Genomic DNA, 16,408 nt, shown 5'->3' with positions numbered 1-16,408 from the left:
GACCTCAATACCGGCCCGGAGGGCGTCGGCCGTCAGCGGCCGGGGTTGAGGACGAACGGGATCGCCGTCTCCGAGGCCAGCCGCCCCGCGCGCTCGGTCCACTGCTCCATGATCACGTCACCCACCGCGTAGGCGGCGGTAGCGCGCGCCGCGCCGTCCGAGCACGCGTCCACCTGGAGGCGAAGCGCCTCGGACACGTCCGCCGCCCGAACCCCGAACCGGGCCAGTGCCTCCTGCAGCGGGCTCCGTTCGGCTACGCCGCCCACGATCAACCCGCGCGCGGTGGCGTGCGCCGTGTCCAGGTGGTCGAGCGTGGTGCGTGCCCGCTGCGAGAGCTCGCCGGCCTGCTCGTCCACCCGGGCGAGCACCCCGCCGATGCCGTCCGTGTTCAGATCCCAGTGCATGTGATCTCCATTTCTCGGTCGTGCTCCGTGCGGGTGCTCAGATATCCGGTACTTCGTCGAAGCACCTGCCGACCCAGTCGTCGAGGTTGGCGCGGGCGTAAGGGATGATCAGCTCTGCCAGCGCCTCCTCGTTCTCACTCTGGGGCGTGGCGATCACAATCAGCAGATCCCATTCCACGCTGTCCTTGCACGGGACGAACGCGTAGGCCGCGCTGGGCCAGACGCGTACCTCCTGATCGGACCGCAGCGGTCGTCCTTCGGTTGCGGGTGCGGGCTCGGGGGCGGTGTACACCCCCAGCACTCTCTCTCTGCTCCAGGCGGGTGAGACCAGCGAAGCTCCGGCTTCGACCACGATGTCGGATCCCTCGTACAGTGTGCAGAACTCGACGGGGCCCGGCGTTCCATCCGAGGCGTCGGCGTGGCGAAGCAGCGACATGGTCACCTCATCGTCTCCCGGGAAGAGCGGGGAGTGAAGTTGGTCGACGTCTTTGCTGCAGAAGGACTCAGGTGGAGCGTGGGAGCCCTCCTGGGTGCAACTCGCCAGGAGCAGAGCGGAAATCAGTGCAAGAGAGCTATTCCTTATTCTTGGAGTGATGCTCTGCTGAAGCTCTGGTGAAGCCATCTCGTGCTCCCATGTGGGCTAGGTTCCTGTGGAAGTCGATATCGTCATCGGAATACCCGAGACTCTTCGTGGTGCTCTCCATGAGATCTGAATAGACTGATCCGACTTGATCTCGGGTCGTATTTCGTAGCCCTTCTCTTTCCTCTTTTGCGTTCTCGATAATCTTCCTGTCGTGTTCTTTTCACATGCTTTCGTTGGCCCTGATCATCTCGTTACCCGCCGCAGTTCCAAATGCGGGAACCCTGCCGACGGTGGTGTCGGTCACGGAGGTGAGAAAATGCTGGGAGAGCCGCTTGTAGCCGTTGTTGAGTCCTTCAGTCTCCTCGGCGAAGACGGCGTCGGCTCGCGTGGAGGTGAGCACCCCGATGACCTCGCCTCCCGCCCGCGCGGCGAGGTTTGCCGCGTCGGCCGGCGTGGCTTCCTCGAACTCGACCTCGTCCGAGAGGAGATACGTGAAGGTAGCGCCGGCGTAGGCGATCTGTCCCTGCCGGACGATGTCAAAGCTCTCTTCGTACTTTCCGTTCTCCTCGAGGACGTCGACTGCCTTCGAGTGGTCCAGGTCCAGGCCATGCTCGAAGACGGGCACGACGCCGCCGTTCAGCGTGTCGTTGAAGTTGCCCAGGTACAGGGCGGTCGTGTTGCCGAGCGCTTGGGCGAGCGGTGGTGGGAACCCTTCATCCGTGGCGGCCTGATCGATGATGATCTGGGCGATCTGTGCGTTCTTCGCGCTGGGTGGTGCCGCGTGCGTCGTCGGGTCGGTGCCTTCGACCAGGCCCGTGGCGGCTGCGCCCAGGAGCTGGTTCAGGCCCTTCGTCAGCTGGGGGTCGGGCTCGCCCATGCCCGAGGTGAGCAGATCCCGTTGCGCGACCTGCTCGATCCAGTCCTTCGCGCGGCTGTTGCGATCCGGGTCGACGATCATGGCGGCGGCATCGGGGTTCCGGGAGGAGATGCCGAGGAGCCGGTCGACATCGCGGCGCTCCGGGTCGAATCTGACGCCCTCGTACGAACTGCCGGCCGGCCCGTCGGTCATGTCTGCGACGAGGTCGTCGAGGAACTGTGGGCTGTACGGCGCGGAAGCCGGGTCCATCAGGTCCAGCAACGGGCCGTACTGCCGGAGGTCGACCAGCATGCTCTGGTCCTCGGGCCCGGCGGCGAAGGCGCGGGCGGCGTCGGTGCGACGCTGCCAGTCACGGCCCTCCGGGGTTCTCAGCCACGCCCGGAACTCGTCCGATTCCGGCGGAGCGTCCTTGAGGTGGTCCGGGGTCCGGGTCGCTGTCGCGAAGACGTTGGCGAGTCCCACCGTCAGCGAGTGCGCCGGACGGCGGTCGCCCGGTGAGCACGGCGCGGTCGACAGGTAGTCCACGGTCTCGAACCGGGCGGACTGGCGCGCGAGCTCGGCCACGCCCAGCGTGTCCAGCAGATATCCGGCGAAGTCGTCGTTCTCGGCGTACGTGGCCAGGAGGCGGTCCAGCTCCGCCAGCTCGCTCTCGGTGAGGTCGTCCTGGCGCATCAGGGCGACGGCCCGTTCCGCCCCGCTGCGCGCGGCGGCGCGCTCCAGGATCGCGGTACCCGAGTGGCCTGCCAGCAGATCGGTGATCGTGCGCGCCGCGTGGGTCTCCGTCGCGCGGTAGTCGGTCAGGGCGGTGTGCAGTGCTCCCCGGATCGCCTCGCTCTCGGCGCGTTGGGAGTCGGTGATGTCGGTCGGGTCGATCCGGTTCTGCAGCTGCTCGGCACGCTTCCGCAGCCCGGTGAGGCTCCTGGCGAGCGACCGGGCCTGTTCCGCGCAGAGTTCGATCTGGCGCGCGGCCATGACCACGGCGTCGTGCAGTTCCTCGTTGAGGGTGCCGACCGACGTCACGCTGTCGAGCAGCTCAGCGGTCTCGGGGGTGTCGTAGTGATGGTTCAGCGAGAGATAGGTGGTGCGCACGGTCTCGCCGCGCCGGTAGGTGGCGGCCGCTGCTCGTGAGAGGTCGCCGACGACCTCCCCCAGCCTTGGCCGGGTCGGTGGCCAGGATCGGTATCTCGCTCGGGCGTACCAGGTCGCTCATACAGTTCCCTTCGTCAGCGGCCGGTGCCGCCCTGCTCCGGATGCGGTGACGCGATGCGAACTCGAGCGGGCGCGCCGACACTGGGACGCAGGAGGTCCCATGAGTACAGCCGTGCTGCCGCTGGCCGTGACGATGATGGCCGGACCGCAGATCATCTCAGCGATCATTCTCGTCACCACCCCCCGCCCGGTCCGCACCTCGCTCGCCTTCCTCGCCGGTGTGGCGACGGCGGTCTGTGTCGGGGTCGGGGTCGCGCTCGGGCTGGCGCATCTGCTCGGCGGAGCTGTCGACCTCGGCAGCACCGGCGATCGCGGCTCCGCGGGCAACATCATCAAGTACGTGCTCATCGGGCTGCTGGTGCTGGCGGCGCTGCGGAACTGGCGGAACCGGGCGGACGCCGAACCTCCGAAGTGGCTCACGTCGCTCATGACCTCCGGCGCAGGTCGGGCACTGGTCATCGGGTTCCTCGTCATCCTGCTGATGCCGTCGGACGTGGTGGTGATGCTGACGGTCGGCGTGCACCTCACCCAGGGGAGCGAGGGGTTCGTCGGGGCGTTGCCGTTCATCGCGCTCACGGTCCTGATCGCCGCCCTGCCGCTGCTCGGCAGGGTGCTGTTCCGACGTCGCGCCGCCGTGGTCATGCCTCGCCTGCGGGACTGGATGAACAGTCACAGCTGGCTGATCAACATCGTGGTCTGCCTGGTGTTCGTGGCCGTCATCGCCTCCGGCGGGTGAGGACGGAACGGGCATGCAGCCGGGGGCGCCGCACGAGGCGCCGCGGTGCGGCCGGTGCCGTGCGCGCGGCTCGCCGGCGCGGCGCCGGGTCGTTCCGGCGCAGGTGTGTGTCGACATGGCCCCCCTGGTCACGACGTCTCGACACGCAGCCGCCCCGGTCCCCTCCGCGGCGCCCTGCGCTGTCGTCTCTCTGTATAGCAACCCCCACGCAGCGTCGACAACGACGGGTCGGTCGGGGAGCCGTCACGGTTTCGTCCCGACCGGGTCGGCCCGTCAGGCGGGTTGGTTGGCGGCGAGGGAGGCCGCGAGGTCGCGGGCGACCTCCCGCAGCAGCGGCACGACGGTCGCGGTCGACTCGTCGGTGATGCGGCCCGCCGGCCCGGAGACCGAGATGGCCGCCGGGGTGGGGGAGTCAGGCACGGGGACGGCGATGCAGCGGACGCCGATCTCCTGCTCGTTGTCGTCGACCGCATACCCGGCCTCCCGCGCGGCGGCCAGTTCGCCGATCAGCGCGTCGGCGTCGGTCAGCGTCCGATCGGTGGCAGCGGGCATGCCGGTGCGGGCGAGGAGGGCCCGTACCTCCGTGTCCGACCGCTGGGTGAGCAGTGCCTTGCCGACGCCGGTGGCGTGCGGCTGGACCCGTCGGCCCACCTCCGTGAACATGCGCATCGAGTGGCGCGAAGGGACCTGTGCCACGTACACGGCTTCGTCGCCGTCCAGCAGTGCCATGTTTGCGGTCTCGCCGGTCTCCTCGACCAGTCGGGCCAGGTGCGGCCGGGCCCAGGTGGCCAACGGCCGGGCGGCGCTCTCTCCGAGGCGGATCAGCCGCGGCCCCAGCGCGTACCGGCGATTGGGCTGCTGCCGCACGTAACCGCAGGCCACGAGGGTGCGCATCAGACGGTGGATCGTCGGCAGCGGCAACCCGCTGGTGGAGGCCAGCTCGCTCAGGCCGATGACGCCGCCGGCGTCGGCCATCCGTTCCAGGAGGTCGAAGGCCCGCTCCAGGGACTGGACGCCGCCACTGCCGGCGGTGGCGGCTCTGCGCTCGTCGGACGGGGCCACGTGGCGTTTCCTTTCGGGGCGGATCGACGGCAGCCTACCGGCCGGGCGCGACGGCGTCGGTCCGCACCCGCCCCGGCCCGGTGTGCGGCCCGGCCCGCCGGTGACGCGTACGCCCGGCCGCCCCGGTGCGTCGGCCGGTCCGTGCCCGCGAGGGGGCGGGGCCGACCGACGCGTGGGTGGGGTGGCGGGGCGGTACAGCCACCGCCGTCCCGCGTCACCGCCCGTTCCGGGGGCGACGGGAGTCCGATTCACCACCGGACCGGACGCCTGGCTGACGCCGGACCCGGTGCCCGGCGATAGGGTTCCCCCTGCCGGACTATTGGTCGGATATCCATACCGTAGGGATCTCCGCGTCAGCTGGTGGCCAACAGGGCACCACCGGACGCCCGGCACAGCGACACTCGAGGGAGCGACGACCGCGTGCACAGGCCGACCAGCGGCCGGGGGACCACCATCACCCCGACGGACCGCCCGACCAGCAGAACACGCCGCCTCCCCCGAGCCGGCCGCCCGCTCCGGGCGGCGCTCGCCGCCACGGCCGCCCTCACCGCCGTGGCCGTGCTCGCGGGATGCTCCTCCACCGGCGGCAAGCGCGCCGAGGAGGAGCAGCGCCGCGCCTCCGGCGCGCAGTCCGCGGTCGACACCCCGCGGTGGAAGGTGGCGATGGTCACCCACTCGGGGGAGGGCGACACCTACTGGGACATCGTCCGGTCCGGCGCACAGCAGGCGGCCGACAAGGACAACATCGAGTTCCTCTACTCGCACGACGACGAAGCGGGCCGCCAGGCGGAACTGGTGCGCACCGCCATCAACCAGGACGTCGACGGCCTCATCGTCACCCTCGCCAAGCCCGACGCGATGGAGTCCGCGGTCCGGGCGGCCGTCGAGGCGGGCATCCCGGTGATCACCGTCAACTCCGGCCAGGACCTCTCCGCCGGCTTCGGCGCCCTCGCGCACATCGGCCAGGACGAGCAGCTCGCGGGCGAGGCGGTCGGGGAGGAACTCAACGACCGCGGCGCGTCCGCCGCCGTCTGCGTCCTCCACGAGCAGGGCAACATCGGTCACGAGCAGCGCTGCGACGGCATCCGGACCACCTTCGACGGCTCCGTCGAGAGCCTGTACGTCGACGGCACCAACATGCCGGCGGTGGAGTCCGCGATCGAGGCCAAGCTGATCTCCGGCGGTGACGTCGACACCGTCGTCACGCTGGGCGCGCCCTTCGCCACCGTCGCGGCCAAGGCCGCCTCGCAGGCCGGCAGCGACGCGCGCACCGTGACCTTCGACCTCAACCCCGAGGTCGCCACCGCGCTCCAGGAGGGCACCATCGACTTCGCCGTCGACCAGCAGCCCTACCTCCAGGGGTACCAGTCGGTGGACCTGCTGTGGCTGTGGCTCTCCAACGGCAACATGCTCGGGGGCGGGCAGCCGGTCCTCACCGGCCCGCAGATCGTCACCCCCGACCAGGCCGAGGACCTGGTCGACTACGCCCGGCGGGGCACCCGATGAGCGCGACGGTCGAGAGCATCGCCGCCGAGGACGAGCGGCTGCTGCCCCGGTCACCGCTGCGGCGGCTGATCAGCCGCCCCGAGCTGGGATCGGTGCTCGGCGCGATCGCGGTCTTCCTGGTGTTCGCCGTCGTTGCTGACAACTTCCTGCGGGCCGGCAGCCTCGGCACGGTCCTCTACGCGGCGTCGACCATCGGCATCATGGCGGTGCCGGTGGCACTGCTGATGATCGGCGGCGAGTTCGACCTGTCCGCCGGGGTGATGGTGACCTCCTCCGCGCTGATCTCCTCCATGATCAGCTACGAGTTCACCGCCAACGTCTGGGTCGGGGTCGGGGTCTCGCTGGTGGCGACGCTCGCCATCGGGCTGTTCAACGGCATCCTGCTGACCCGCACCGGGCTGCCGAGCTTCATCATCACGCTCGGCACCTTCCTGATGCTGACCGGGCTCAACCTGGGCTTCACCAAACTGATCAGCGGCACCGTCGCCACCAAGTCGATCGCCGACATGGACGGCTTCCCCGCCGCCCGGGCGCTCTTCGCCTCGCACCTCACCATCGGCAGCTTCGCCATCCAGGTCACGGTCCTGTGGTGGATCGGCATGGTCGCCGTCGCCACCTGGATCCTGCTGCGCACCCGGGCCGGCAACTGGATCTTCGCCGTGGGCGGCGGGCGGGATGCGGCGCGCGCGGTGGGCGTGCCCGTGGAGCGCACGAAGATCGGCCTCTACCTGGGTGTCGCGTTCGGCGCCTGGATCTCCGGCCAGCACCTCCTCTTCAACTACAACGTCGTCCAGTCCGGCGAGGGGGTCGGCAACGAGCTGATCTACATCGCCGCGGCGGTCATCGGCGGCTGCCTGCTGACCGGCGGCTACGGCTCGGCCATCGGAGCGGCCGTCGGCGCGCTGATCTTCGGCATGACGAGCAAGGGCATCGTCTTCGCCCAGTGGGACCCCAACTGGTTCAAGTTCTTCCTCGGCGCCATGCTGCTGGCGGCGACCCTGCTCAACCTCTGGATCCGGCGACGGGCGGAGGCAACCCGATGACCGCACCGCACGAGCCCCACGACCCCGCGGCGGATGCCGGGGCCGACCACGGCCCGGGCCCGACCCCCGCGCCCGGCACGCCTCCGCCGACCGGCGACGCGGCCGCGGCGGAGACCGCGGCGTCCGGCACACCGCTGCTGGAGCTGGCAGGTGTCAGCAAGCACTACGGCAACATCCGCGCGCTGGAGCAGGTCTCCCTCACCGTGCGGGGCGGCGCCGTCACCTGCGTCCTCGGTGACAACGGTGCCGGAAAGTCCACCCTCATCAAGATCATCGCCGGCTTGCACCGCCACGACGCCGGGATCTTCCGGGTCGACGGAGCCGAGACCACCCTCGCCTCACCCCGGCAGGCCCTGGAACTCGGCATCGCCACCGTCTACCAGGACCTCGCCATGGTTCCGCTCATGCCCGTGTGGCGGAACTTCTTCCTCGGCTCCGAGCCGACCGTCGGCCGCGGTCCGCTCCGCCGGCTCGACGTCCGGCTGATGCGCTCCACCACCCGTGAGCGCCTGCTCCGCATGGGGATCGACCTGCGCGACGTCGACCAGCCCATCGGCACCCTCTCCGGCGGCGAGCGGCAGTCCGTCGCCATTGCCCGCGCCGTGCACTTCGGCGCGCGCGTCCTGGTGCTGGACGAGCCCACCGCGGCGCTCGGCGTCAAGCAGGCCGGGGTGGTGCTGCGCCGGGTCGCCGCCGCGCGCGACGAGGGACTGGGGGTAGTCCTCGTCACCCACAACCCGCACCACGCCCACCTGGTGGGCGACCACTTCGTCCTGCTCAAGCGCGGTGCCATGGCCGGCGACCACGCGGCGGGCGAGATCACCCTGGACGAGCTGACCCGCCAGATGGCGGGCGGCAGCGAACTCGCGGAGCTCGGGCACGAACTCCGGAGGGCCGCTTCTCCCGGGCCGGACAGCGACGAGTAGGGCAGAATCGGTGTCGATGAACACGTACCGCGAGCGAGTGCACCAGGAGACGGCGCGGGCGACGGTCCTGCGCACCATCGCGACCCGCGAGCGCCGCTCCCACCTCTCCGCTCCACGGGTGCCGACCGTCGGGATCGACATCGGCGGCACCAAGGTGGCCGCCGGCGTCGTCGACGCCGACGGCACCATCCTGGAGCGCATTCGGGCGGAGACGCCGGACAAGTCCAAGAGCCCCAAGGTCGTCGAGGACGTCATCACCGAACTGGTGCTGGACCTCTCCGACCGGCACGATGTCCACGCCGTGGGGATCGGCGCCGCCGGCTGGGTCGACGCCGACCGCTCGCGCGTGCTGTTCGCGCCGCACCTCGCCTGGCGCAACGAGCCGCTGCGCGAGGCGCTGGCGACGCGGCTGGCCGTGCCCATCCTGGTCGACAACGACGCCAACACCGCCGCCTGGGCGGAGTGGCGCTTCGGGGCCGGGCGCGGCGAGGACGACCTGGTCATGATCACCCTCGGGACGGGGATCGGTGGCGCCGCACTGGAGGACGGCCGCGTCAAGCGCGGCAAGTACGGGGTGGCGGGCGAGTTCGGGCACATGCAGGTCGTGCCGCAGGGGCACCGCTGCCCGTGCGGCAACCGCGGCTGCTGGGAGCAGTACAGCTCCGGCAACGCCCTGGTCCGTGAGGCCCGCGAGATGGCCGCCGCCGACTCCCCGGTCGCCCACACCATCCTCGCCCGCGTCGGCGGCCGGATCGACGAGATCACCGGCCCCATGATCACCGACCTCGCCCGCGAGGGCGACCCGATGTGCGTGGAACTGCTCGAGGAGATCGGCCGTTGGCTGGGTGTGGGACTCGCCAACCTCGCCGCCGCGCTCGACCCCGCCCGGTTCGTCGTCGGGGGAGGGGTCAGCGCCGCCGACGAACTGCTCCTCGCTCCCGCCCGCGAAGCGTTCCGCCGCCAGCTGACCGGGCGCGGCTACCGCCCGGAGGCGACCATCGTGCGCGCGGAGCTCGGTGCGGACGCCGGCATGGTCGGCGCCGCGGACCTCGCCCGGCTCGTGGCGCGGCGGTTCGTCCGCGCCAACCGCCGACGGGCGGAGCGCATCCACCGCGCCGGGCTGCGGGTGCCGCTCGCGTCGTCCCGCACGGAGAGTCGGCCGTGAGCGGGACGCCGCCCCCGCAGTACCAGCCGCGGCATCCGCCGCACGTTCCCCGGCGCCGCTGGCTCACCGCCGTCGTCGTCGGGCTGCTGATCGCGATCCCCGCCGGCTACACCGTCGTCTCCGCCGAGCAGAGCCGCGACAGCGGCGAGCACAAGGCCCGCGCCGCCGCCGCTCGCGGCCTGGTCTACGAGTGGCCGAGCAAGGTGCAGCGCCGCATCTACGACATCCCGATACCCGACGGCTCCACCTACGTCGGGCACTACGAGGAGAACAGCTGGGACCGCTCCACGATGTGGGTGCAGTTCCGTACCTCCCCCGAGCAGCTGAGCCGCTTCCTGGAGGACCTCGGCTCCCAGCGGGGCGAGCTGCGTGCGGGGGATGTCACCATCCCCGACGCCGAGGCCGCCGTCGTCGGCTGGGTGCTGGACCCCCGGCGGCGCGACCTGTCCGGGGTGACCGTCCAGCAGTCGGCCCAGGAGCCGGTGGTGGCCATCACCGTGGACCTCACCAAACCGGAGCGTCCGCGCGTGCACGTGGTCTCCACCACCGAGCCCTGAGAACGACCCGGCCCCCGCCGCGGGCGTGCCGCCCGACGGTCACAACCGGTCGGCCGCCAGCTGCTCCGCCAGCCGCCGCAGCAGCGGACCCGCCTGCGCCACGCAGACCGAGGTGTCGGGCTCCAGCGACGTCAGCGCATACGCCCGTTCGATACCCGCCGCGCGCAGTGCCTCCTCGTCCAGCGCCAACCGGCCGCACACCGCCACCACCGGGACGCCGGCCGCCCGCGCCGCCGCCGCGACGCCCGCGGGCGCCTTGCCGTGCAGGGTCTGCGCGTCGAGCGAGCCCTCGCCGGTGACGACGAGGTCGGCGTCCTTCAGCGCGTCGGCGAAGCCGAGCACCTCCAGCATCACCTCGATACCCGGACGGAACTCCGCGCCGAGCCCGGCGAGCGCTCCGAACCCGACGCCGCCGGCCGCACCGGCCCCCGGCGACTGCGCCATGGCGGCGGCACCCTCCCCGGCGGCGGCCCCCAGTACCCGCGCGTACTGCTGCAGCGCCGCGTCCAGCGTCGCCACGTCGGCGGCGGTCGCGCCCTTCTGCGGGGCGTACACCGCCGCCGCGCCCTGCGGGCCCGTCAGCGGGTTGTCGACGTCGCAGGCGAGGACCACACGGGTGGCGGCCAGCCGCGGATCGAGCCCGGAGAGGTCCACCGCCGCCAGCTCCCGCAGGGCGGCGCCTCCGGGAGGCAGCGGCCGGCCCGTGGCGTCGAGCAGCCGGACGCCGAGCGCGACCAGCATCCCGGCACCGCCGTCGGTGGTCGCCGAACCCCCGATCCCCAGCACCACGGTGCGCGCGCCGGCGTCGACCGCGGCGGCGATCAGCTCGCCCGTCCCCGCCGTCGTCGCGGTCAGCGGCGCGAACTCGTCCGGCGGGAGCAGCACCAGTCCCGACGCGGCGGCCATCTCCACGACGGCCGTGTCCCCGCGAAGCGCGAACTCCGCCCGCACCGGTTCGCCCAGCGGGCCGGTGACGGTCACGGTCCGCGAGACGAAGCCGCCGGCCAGCGCGGCGGCGACGGTCCCGTCCCCACCGTCGGCGACGGGCAGCGCGGTGACGGAGGTGCCGGGCCGCCGGGCGAGCAGCCCGGCAGAGACGTGCTCCGCCACCTCGGCCGCCGTGAGCGAGCCCTTGAACTTGTCCGCCGCGATCAGCACCCGCGTGGTGGTCGTCATCGAGGTACCTTGCCTCCGCTCGTCCGGGCAGTAGCGCGACCCTATCCGCACGCCCCGCGGCGCCCGGCACCGCGTCTCCCGCCCCGCGTCACCCGGACGGACCGCAGCGCGCGCGTCCCCGGGGCCGTCCGCGCATAGTTCAGTTCCATGAGCACGGACGCCGGGTCGGAACGGCCCTCGCCAGCCGCAGCACCGCCCGCCCCCAGGCCCGACCGGTCGCCGGACCTGGGGCTGGTCGCGATCGGGGTGGCGTCGGTGACCGCCGTGGTGGTCTGGGCGGCGGTGTGGACCGACAACTTCGCGTCGGTGGCCGACACCGCGCTCGACTGGGTGCTGCACAACTTCGCGTGGCTGTTCGTGCTGGGCGCCGACGCCTTCCTGGTCGTCGCGATCGTCATCGCGCTCAGCAGGTTCGGGCGCATCCGGCTCGGTCGGGACACCGACGAGCCGGAGTTCACCAACCCCGCGTGGATCGCGATGATGTTCAGCGCCGGAATGGGCATCGGCCTGATGTTCTTCGGCGTCGGGGAACCGCTCATGCACTACGCGGATCCGCCGCCGTTCACCGGGGTGGAGCCGGAGAGTGGCGACGCGGCCCGCCACGCGCTGGAGTACTCGTTCTTCCACTGGACCCTGCACCCGTGGGCCATCTACGCCGTCGCCGGGCTCGGCCTGGCGTACGCCACGTTCCGCAAGGGCCGCGGCAACCAGCTCTCCTCCGTCTTCGTCCCCCTGCTCGGCGAACGGCGCGCCGCGGGCTGGCCCGGCAAGGCCATCAACCTCCTTGCCGTCTTCGCCACGGTCTTCGGCACCGCGACCAGCCTGGGACTGGGCGCCCTCCAGATCGCACGCGGCCTCAACCTGACCACCGGTATCGACGACAGCCAGACCCTCGAACTGATCATCATCTTCGCGCTCGGCGCCGCGTTCGTCCTCTCCGCGTTCTCCGGCATCCACCGGGGAATCAAATGGCTGAGCAGCATGAACATCGTGCTGGCGGCCGTGCTGATGCTCTTCGTCTTCGTGGTCGGCCCGACGGTCTACGTGCTGGACGCCATCCCCGCCGGCCTGGGCGCGTACCTGCAGGACCTCCTGACCCTCTCGACGCGCACCGGCGCCTTCGGCGAGCAGGAATGGCTCGGCGCCTGGACCATCTTCTACTGGGCCTGGTGGTTCTCCTGGGCCCCGTTCGTGGGGACCTTCATCGCCCGGATCTCCCGCGGACGCACGGTCCGGGAGTTCGTCATCGGAGTGCTGCTCATCCCCAGCGGTGCCTCCGTCGTGTGGTTCTCCGTCATGGGCGGCAGCGCCATCCGCACCGACGAAACGGGGCGCGCCGACCTCACCGGGGCGATCGCCGAGAAGGGCGAGGAAGCGGGGATGTTCGGCCTCCTCGACGCCCTGCCGCTCGGAACCGTGAGCTCCGCCCTCGCGATCGTCCTGGTCATGGCCTACTTCATCACCAGCGCCGACTCCGCCGCGCTGGTCATGGGGTCACTCACCAGCAGCGGGGCCCTCAACCCCCGCGGCTGGCTCGTCGTCACCTGGGGTGTGCTGATGGCCGCGGTGGCGGCGGTGCTGCTCGTCGCCGGCGGCCTGGAGGCGCTGCGCTCGGCGACGATCCTGGTCGCCCTGCCGTTCGTCGTCGTGATGCTGCTGATGTGCTTCGCGCTGATCCGGGAGCTCTCCCAAGACCCCGGCGCGGGGCCGCCGCGCCAGATGCCGCTGCACGGTCTGCGCGCCGCGGTGCGCACCATGGTCGGCGAGGCCGTGGACGAGCAGCAGAACCCCCGCCACCGGCGGCTCCGCCGCGCCGCCGACCAGGCACGGGAGCGCGGCGCCGAGTCGCACGGCACCCGTGGGCAGGACGAGGACGGCGGATGAGCGGCCCCACACGGGGCAGGGCGCACCGGCCCGCCGGTCAGCGGCGGCCCGCCAGGTGGAGGAAGACCGACTTCGCGGCGTTCCGCCCGGACATGCCGTGCACTCCGGGGCCCGGCCAGCTCGCGGAGGAGCAGAGGAACACCGCGGGGTGCGGGGTGCGGTAGGGGTCGCGGGCCGGTCCGGGCCGGAAGAGCGCCTGCACGCCGGCGAAGGCGCCGCACGCGATGTCCCCGCCCACGTAGTTGGCGTTCCGCTCGGCCAGTTCCGGGGGGCCCGCCACCGCACGGGCCAGGACCAGGTCCCCGAAGCCCGGTGCGAAGCGCTCCAGCTGCCGCTCCACCGCCGCCGTGAGGTCTCCCCGCCAGCCGTTGGGCACGTGGCCGTAGGCCCAGAAGACGTGCTTGCCCGCCGGGGCGCGCCCCGGGTCCACCAGCGTCGGCTGCGAGGTGATCAGGAAGGGCACCTCCGGGGCGCGGCCGCCCACCGCCGCGCGCAGCGCGGTGTCCACCTCGCCCGCGGTCGGCCCCAGGTGCACCGTCCCGGCGCGCCGCGCGGCCTCCGACCGCCAGGGCACCGGCCCGGAGAGCGCGTAGTCGATCTTGAAGGTGCCCGCGCCGTAGCGGAACCGCCGGAAGGCGTCCCCCAGCCCGGCGATCCGGGCCATGGCCGTGGGCGAGGTGTCGAAGACGTACGCGCGGGCGGGTGGCAGTTCGTCCAGCCGGCGAACGGTGACGCCGGTGTGGATGCGCCCACCCTGCGCGGAGAGGAAACCCGCCAGCGCGTCGGAGACGGCCTGGGAGCCGCCCGCCGCCACCGGCCACCCCCGCTCGTGCGCCGCCAGCGCGAAGACCAGCGCCACGGCGCCCGTCGCGGGGGTGCTGAGCGGGGAGATGACGTGGGCCGCCAGCCCCGCGAGCAGTGCCTTGGCCTTCTCGCCCGAGAACCGCCGGGACAACCAGGAGACCGGTGGCAGTCCGACCGCCCCGAACCGCGCCAGGGTGAGCGGGCCGCGGGGGAGCCCCTCCCACGGCACGGACATGAAGTCCTCCACGAGCGCGTCCCACCGACCGGTGAACGGTGCGACCAGTCGCCGGTAGCGCGGGGCGTCCTCGGCGCCCAGCGACATCGCGGTCTCGCCGACGGAGTGCGCCAGGACCGCGGCGCTCCCGTCCGGGAAGGGGTGCGCCATCGGGATCTCCGGGTGCAGCCAGCGCAGCCCGAACCGCTCCAGCGGCAGACCCGCGAAGGCGGGCGATCCGGCGCCCATCGGATGCACCGCCGAGCAGGGGTCGTGCCGGAAACCGGGCAGGGTGAGCTCCTCGGTCCGCGCCCCGCCGCCGACCGTCGCCGCCGCCTCGAACACCTCCACCGAGAGGCCGCGGCGCGCCAACTCGGCCGCTGCGGTCAGACCGTTGGGGCCGGCACCGACCACCACCACGTCCGTCATCGTCGTCACGTCGCGCGCTCCCCTCGCCGCCCGGCTCAGCCCGCCGCAGGCCGCGCCGCCGTCAGGAGGTCGAGGATACGCCGCGCCGTCGCCTCGTCACGCGCCGCGGTGAACGGCAGCGCGTTGCCGCCGGTCAGCGAGAACGGCTTCCCGGCGACGGTGCGGTCGACACCGCCGGCCTCGGAGACCAGCAGCAGACCCGCCGCGTGGTCCCAGGCCAACTCCCAGGAGAACGCCACCGCGTCGAGCTGACCGCGGGCGATCCGCAGGTACTCCAGCCCGGCGGAGCCGCAGGGGCGGGGGTCCACCCCGTCCGCCCGGAGCCCGGCGAGCGCCTGCTTCTGCGCCTCGTCGGTGAAGTCGGGATGGGAGGTGGCGACCTCGAGCACCGCGTTCCCGGGCGAGCCCGACCGCAGCCGCTCCCCGTTGAGCCAGGCGCCGTGGCCGCGGCGGGCCACCGCCATCAGTCCGCGGGCCGGCGCGAAGGTCCACGAGGCGTGGACGGTGCCGCCGCGGGCCAGTGCCACCAGGGTGCAGAACCCCGGCTCGCCGCGGACGAACTGCCGGGTGCCGTCCACCGGGTCCACGATCCACACCGGTGCGTCGCCCTGGAGCGCGTCGTACCGGGACGGGTCCTCGTGGACGCCCTCCTCGCCCACCACCACCGACCCGGGAAGCAGCCCGGTCAGGGCGTCGGCGAGGTGGCGCTCGGCGTCCCGGTCGGCGACCGTCACCAGGTCGTGCGGACCGGACTTCGCCGTCACCTCGTCGTCGGCGAGCTGCCGCCACCGCGGCATGATCTCCGCCGCCGCCGCCTTCCGTACCGCGTCCTCGACTGCCGCTGCCAGCTGTTCATCGATCATGTGTCCATCGAAACACGAGCCGTGCGGCAGGCACGTCGCGCGGGCGGCGCGGCGGGGAGGGTCGGCCCCGCCGGCGGCGGTCAGCCGCGGCGGCGTCCGTGACCGCGGTGGTCGGGCCGCTCCGCGGGCGGCTCCGGTCGCTGTGCCGGGTCCTGGTGCTGCTCGGGGGCGTCGGGCCCGCCGGGCGCCGGATGCGTGGCGCCCTCCCAGGTGGCCCGCTGAGCGCGCCGCTCGGCGAAGGCGACCACGGCACGGTCGAAAGCGATCCGTGCCAGCTTCTGACCGAGAGCGATGGCCAGGGGACGGGCGACGAACCAGGCGATGCGGCGGGGGGTGACAGGAAGTCGGGCAGCCATGCCCCTCAGGCTACTCCCGCACGCCGCAGTTCGGTGGTGACGGCGTGGTGGTGGGCCTCCGAGACGCCGCGCGCCGCCCGGAGGAGGTACGGGGTGACCTCCGGGGCGGCGAGGGCGGCCCCCACCGCGTCGGCGGCGCGTCGTGCCCGCACCAGCGCGGCCAGCAGCGTGACGGCCTCGTCGGTCCTCCCCGACGCCGCGAGGTCGGCGGCGATGGTCCCGGCCTCGGACGACGGCCGGGCGGCGCCCTGCCGCAGCAACTGGCCGCACTGCCCCGCCCGGCCGGACTCCGCCAGCGCGCGGGCGATGGCCGCCACCGGGCCGGGAGGCAGCGCGGCGGCCTCCCAGAGCAGTGTGGCGATCTCGGCGTCCAGCCCCACCCGCTCCATGGCCTCGACGACCAGCGGCAGTCGCCCCGGCGGGCCGTTGACCGCCTCGCACAGCGTCGCGTGGACGGCGCCGTTGTTGCCGGCGGTCCGCATGCGGAGCATGCGCGCCGTGAACTCCGTCGCGGCGCGCCGAGCCTCCTCCGCCTGCGGGTCGGCCCGTCCCGGGCCGGTGGTCCGCACCGTCGGCTGTTCCAGCCCGGCGAAGCGCGCGCCCCTGGGGCGCGC

The 16,408-nt window shown here is 72.8% G+C and carries 15 protein-coding genes and 1 pseudogene; 7 read left to right on the top strand and 9 right to left on the bottom strand.

All coding sequences use genetic code 11. The annotated features are described in order from the left end of the window. Positions 1–32: 32 nt before the first annotated feature. The 3 genes from HCN52_RS07240 to HCN52_RS07230 all read right to left on the bottom strand — a co-directional run bounded on the left by HCN52_RS07240 (position 33) and on the right by HCN52_RS07230 (position 2,953). Positions 33–404, bottom strand: a complete 372-nt coding sequence (locus HCN52_RS07240; protein WP_168087531.1) for a DUF6507 family protein — start codon at positions 402–404, stop codon at positions 33–35. Between the two features lie 37 nt (positions 405–441). Continuing rightward, positions 442–1,026, bottom strand: a complete 585-nt coding sequence (locus HCN52_RS07235) for a hypothetical protein (protein WP_168087530.1) — start codon at positions 1,024–1,026, stop codon at positions 442–444. 181 nt (positions 1,027–1,207) lie between these two features. Then, positions 1,208–2,953, bottom strand: a complete 1,746-nt coding sequence (locus HCN52_RS07230; protein WP_168087529.1) for a hypothetical protein — start codon at positions 2,951–2,953, stop codon at positions 1,208–1,210. A gap of 220 nt (positions 2,954–3,173) precedes the next feature. Here HCN52_RS07230 and HCN52_RS07225 point away from each other — a divergent pair, with 220 nt between their 5' ends. After that, positions 3,174–3,809 carry a GAP family protein gene (locus HCN52_RS07225; protein WP_168087528.1) on the top strand — a complete coding sequence of 212 codons (636 nt, stop codon included), beginning with the start codon at positions 3,174–3,176 and terminating at the stop codon, positions 3,807–3,809. A gap of 273 nt (positions 3,810–4,082) precedes the next feature. Here HCN52_RS07225 and HCN52_RS07220 read toward each other — a convergent pair whose 3' ends face one another. Further along, the gene (locus HCN52_RS07220) at positions 4,083–4,871 is read right to left on the bottom strand and encodes an IclR family transcriptional regulator (RefSeq protein WP_168087527.1); all 789 of its coding nucleotides are present in this window, start codon (positions 4,869–4,871) and stop codon (positions 4,083–4,085) included. A gap of 552 nt (positions 4,872–5,423) precedes the next feature. Here HCN52_RS07220 and HCN52_RS07215 point away from each other — a divergent pair. From HCN52_RS07215 to HCN52_RS07195, 5 genes are read left to right on the top strand one after another with little or no spacing between them, the layout of a single operon-like run. Beyond that, on the top strand, positions 5,424–6,377 hold the full coding sequence (locus HCN52_RS07215) for a sugar ABC transporter substrate-binding protein (protein ID WP_312876588.1): 954 nt from the start codon (positions 5,424–5,426) through the stop codon (positions 6,375–6,377). Beyond that, positions 6,374–7,420 (top strand): ABC transporter permease, encoded by a 1,047-nt coding sequence (locus HCN52_RS07210; protein WP_168087526.1) that lies wholly within the window; start codon positions 6,374–6,376, stop codon positions 7,418–7,420. Before HCN52_RS07215 ends, HCN52_RS07210 begins: the two co-directional genes overlap by 4 nt. Then, a complete protein-coding gene (locus HCN52_RS07205) occupies positions 7,417–8,346 on the top strand; it encodes an ATP-binding cassette domain-containing protein (RefSeq protein WP_168087525.1) in 930 nt (309 codons plus the stop codon). The genes HCN52_RS07210 and HCN52_RS07205 overlap by 4 nt, the downstream gene beginning before the upstream one ends. Before the next feature lie 16 nt (positions 8,347–8,362). Next, a complete protein-coding gene (locus HCN52_RS07200) occupies positions 8,363–9,511 on the top strand; it encodes an ROK family glucokinase (RefSeq protein WP_168087524.1) in 1,149 nt (382 codons plus the stop codon). Then, positions 9,508–10,068 carry a hypothetical protein gene (locus tag HCN52_RS07195; RefSeq protein WP_168087523.1) on the top strand — a complete coding sequence of 187 codons (561 nt, stop codon included), beginning with the start codon at positions 9,508–9,510 and terminating at the stop codon, positions 10,066–10,068. Before HCN52_RS07200 ends, HCN52_RS07195 begins: the two co-directional genes overlap by 4 nt. 39 nt (positions 10,069–10,107) lie before the next feature. Here HCN52_RS07195 and HCN52_RS07190 read toward each other — a convergent pair whose 3' ends face one another. After that, positions 10,108–11,244 (bottom strand): glycerate kinase, encoded by a 1,137-nt coding sequence (locus tag HCN52_RS07190; protein ID WP_168087522.1) that lies wholly within the window; start codon positions 11,242–11,244, stop codon positions 10,108–10,110. Between the two features lie 147 nt (positions 11,245–11,391). Between HCN52_RS07190 and HCN52_RS07185 the strand changes: the two genes are divergently transcribed. Beyond that, entirely contained in the window at positions 11,392–13,128 is a 1,737-nt protein-coding gene (locus HCN52_RS07185) for a BCCT family transporter (protein ID WP_168087521.1), read from the top strand. Positions 13,129–13,165: 37 nt separating this feature from the next. Here the strand turns inward: HCN52_RS07185 and HCN52_RS07180 are convergent, their stop codons facing one another. The 4 genes and pseudogenes from HCN52_RS07180 to HCN52_RS07165 all read right to left on the bottom strand — a co-directional run. Beyond that, positions 13,166–14,575 carry a phytoene desaturase family protein gene (locus HCN52_RS07180; protein ID WP_209314249.1) on the bottom strand — a complete coding sequence of 470 codons (1,410 nt, stop codon included), beginning with the start codon at positions 14,573–14,575 and terminating at the stop codon, positions 13,166–13,168. 35 nt (positions 14,576–14,610) lie between these two features. Further along, the gene (locus HCN52_RS07175) at positions 14,611–15,438 is read right to left on the bottom strand and encodes an inositol monophosphatase family protein (protein ID WP_168087519.1); all 828 of its coding nucleotides are present in this window, start codon (positions 15,436–15,438) and stop codon (positions 14,611–14,613) included. 80 nt (positions 15,439–15,518) lie between these two features. After that, entirely contained in the window at positions 15,519–15,794 is a 276-nt protein-coding gene (locus HCN52_RS07170; RefSeq protein ID WP_168087518.1) for a hypothetical protein, read from the bottom strand. Positions 15,795–15,799: 5 nt separating this feature from the next. Continuing rightward, positions 15,800–16,408 (bottom strand): annotated as a pseudogene (locus tag HCN52_RS07165) (hypothetical protein); the annotation flags it as partial.

It is taken from the genome of Streptomyces bohaiensis (assembly GCF_012033785.1).
GTDB classification, from domain to species: domain Bacteria; phylum Actinomycetota; class Actinomycetes; order Streptomycetales; family Streptomycetaceae; genus Streptomyces; species Streptomyces bohaiensis.
The sequence above is the reverse complement of the archived record's forward strand: the minus strand, read 5'-3'. Positions and strand labels throughout refer to the sequence as shown.

Bases quoted from the DNA above. Each gene is read 5' to 3' on its own strand.
- HCN52_RS07180 (WP_209314249.1), bottom strand. From the start codon at position 14,575: ATGACGGACGTGGTGGTGGTCGGTGCCGGCCCCAACGGTCTGACCGCA.
- HCN52_RS07200 (WP_168087524.1), top strand. From the start codon at position 8,363: ATGAACACGTACCGCGAGCGAGTGCACCAGGAGACGGCGCGGGCGACG.
- HCN52_RS07225 (WP_168087528.1), top strand. From the start codon at position 3,174: ATGAGTACAGCCGTGCTGCCGCTGGCCGTGACGATGATGGCCGGACCG.
- HCN52_RS07235 (WP_168087530.1), bottom strand. From the start codon at position 1,026: ATGGCTTCACCAGAGCTTCAGCAGAGCATCACTCCAAGAATAAGGAAT.
- HCN52_RS07185 (WP_168087521.1), top strand. From the start codon at position 11,392: ATGAGCACGGACGCCGGGTCGGAACGGCCCTCGCCAGCCGCAGCACCG.
- HCN52_RS07190 (WP_168087522.1), bottom strand. From the start codon at position 11,244: ATGACGACCACCACGCGGGTGCTGATCGCGGCGGACAAGTTCAAGGGC.
- HCN52_RS07210 (WP_168087526.1), top strand. From the start codon at position 6,374: ATGAGCGCGACGGTCGAGAGCATCGCCGCCGAGGACGAGCGGCTGCTG.
- HCN52_RS07170 (WP_168087518.1), bottom strand. From the start codon at position 15,794: ATGGCTGCCCGACTTCCTGTCACCCCCCGCCGCATCGCCTGGTTCGTC.
- HCN52_RS07175 (WP_168087519.1), bottom strand. From the start codon at position 15,438: ATGATCGATGAACAGCTGGCAGCGGCAGTCGAGGACGCGGTACGGAAG.
- HCN52_RS07205 (WP_168087525.1), top strand. From the start codon at position 7,417: ATGACCGCACCGCACGAGCCCCACGACCCCGCGGCGGATGCCGGGGCC.
- HCN52_RS07240 (WP_168087531.1), bottom strand. From the start codon at position 404: ATGCACTGGGATCTGAACACGGACGGCATCGGCGGGGTGCTCGCCCGG.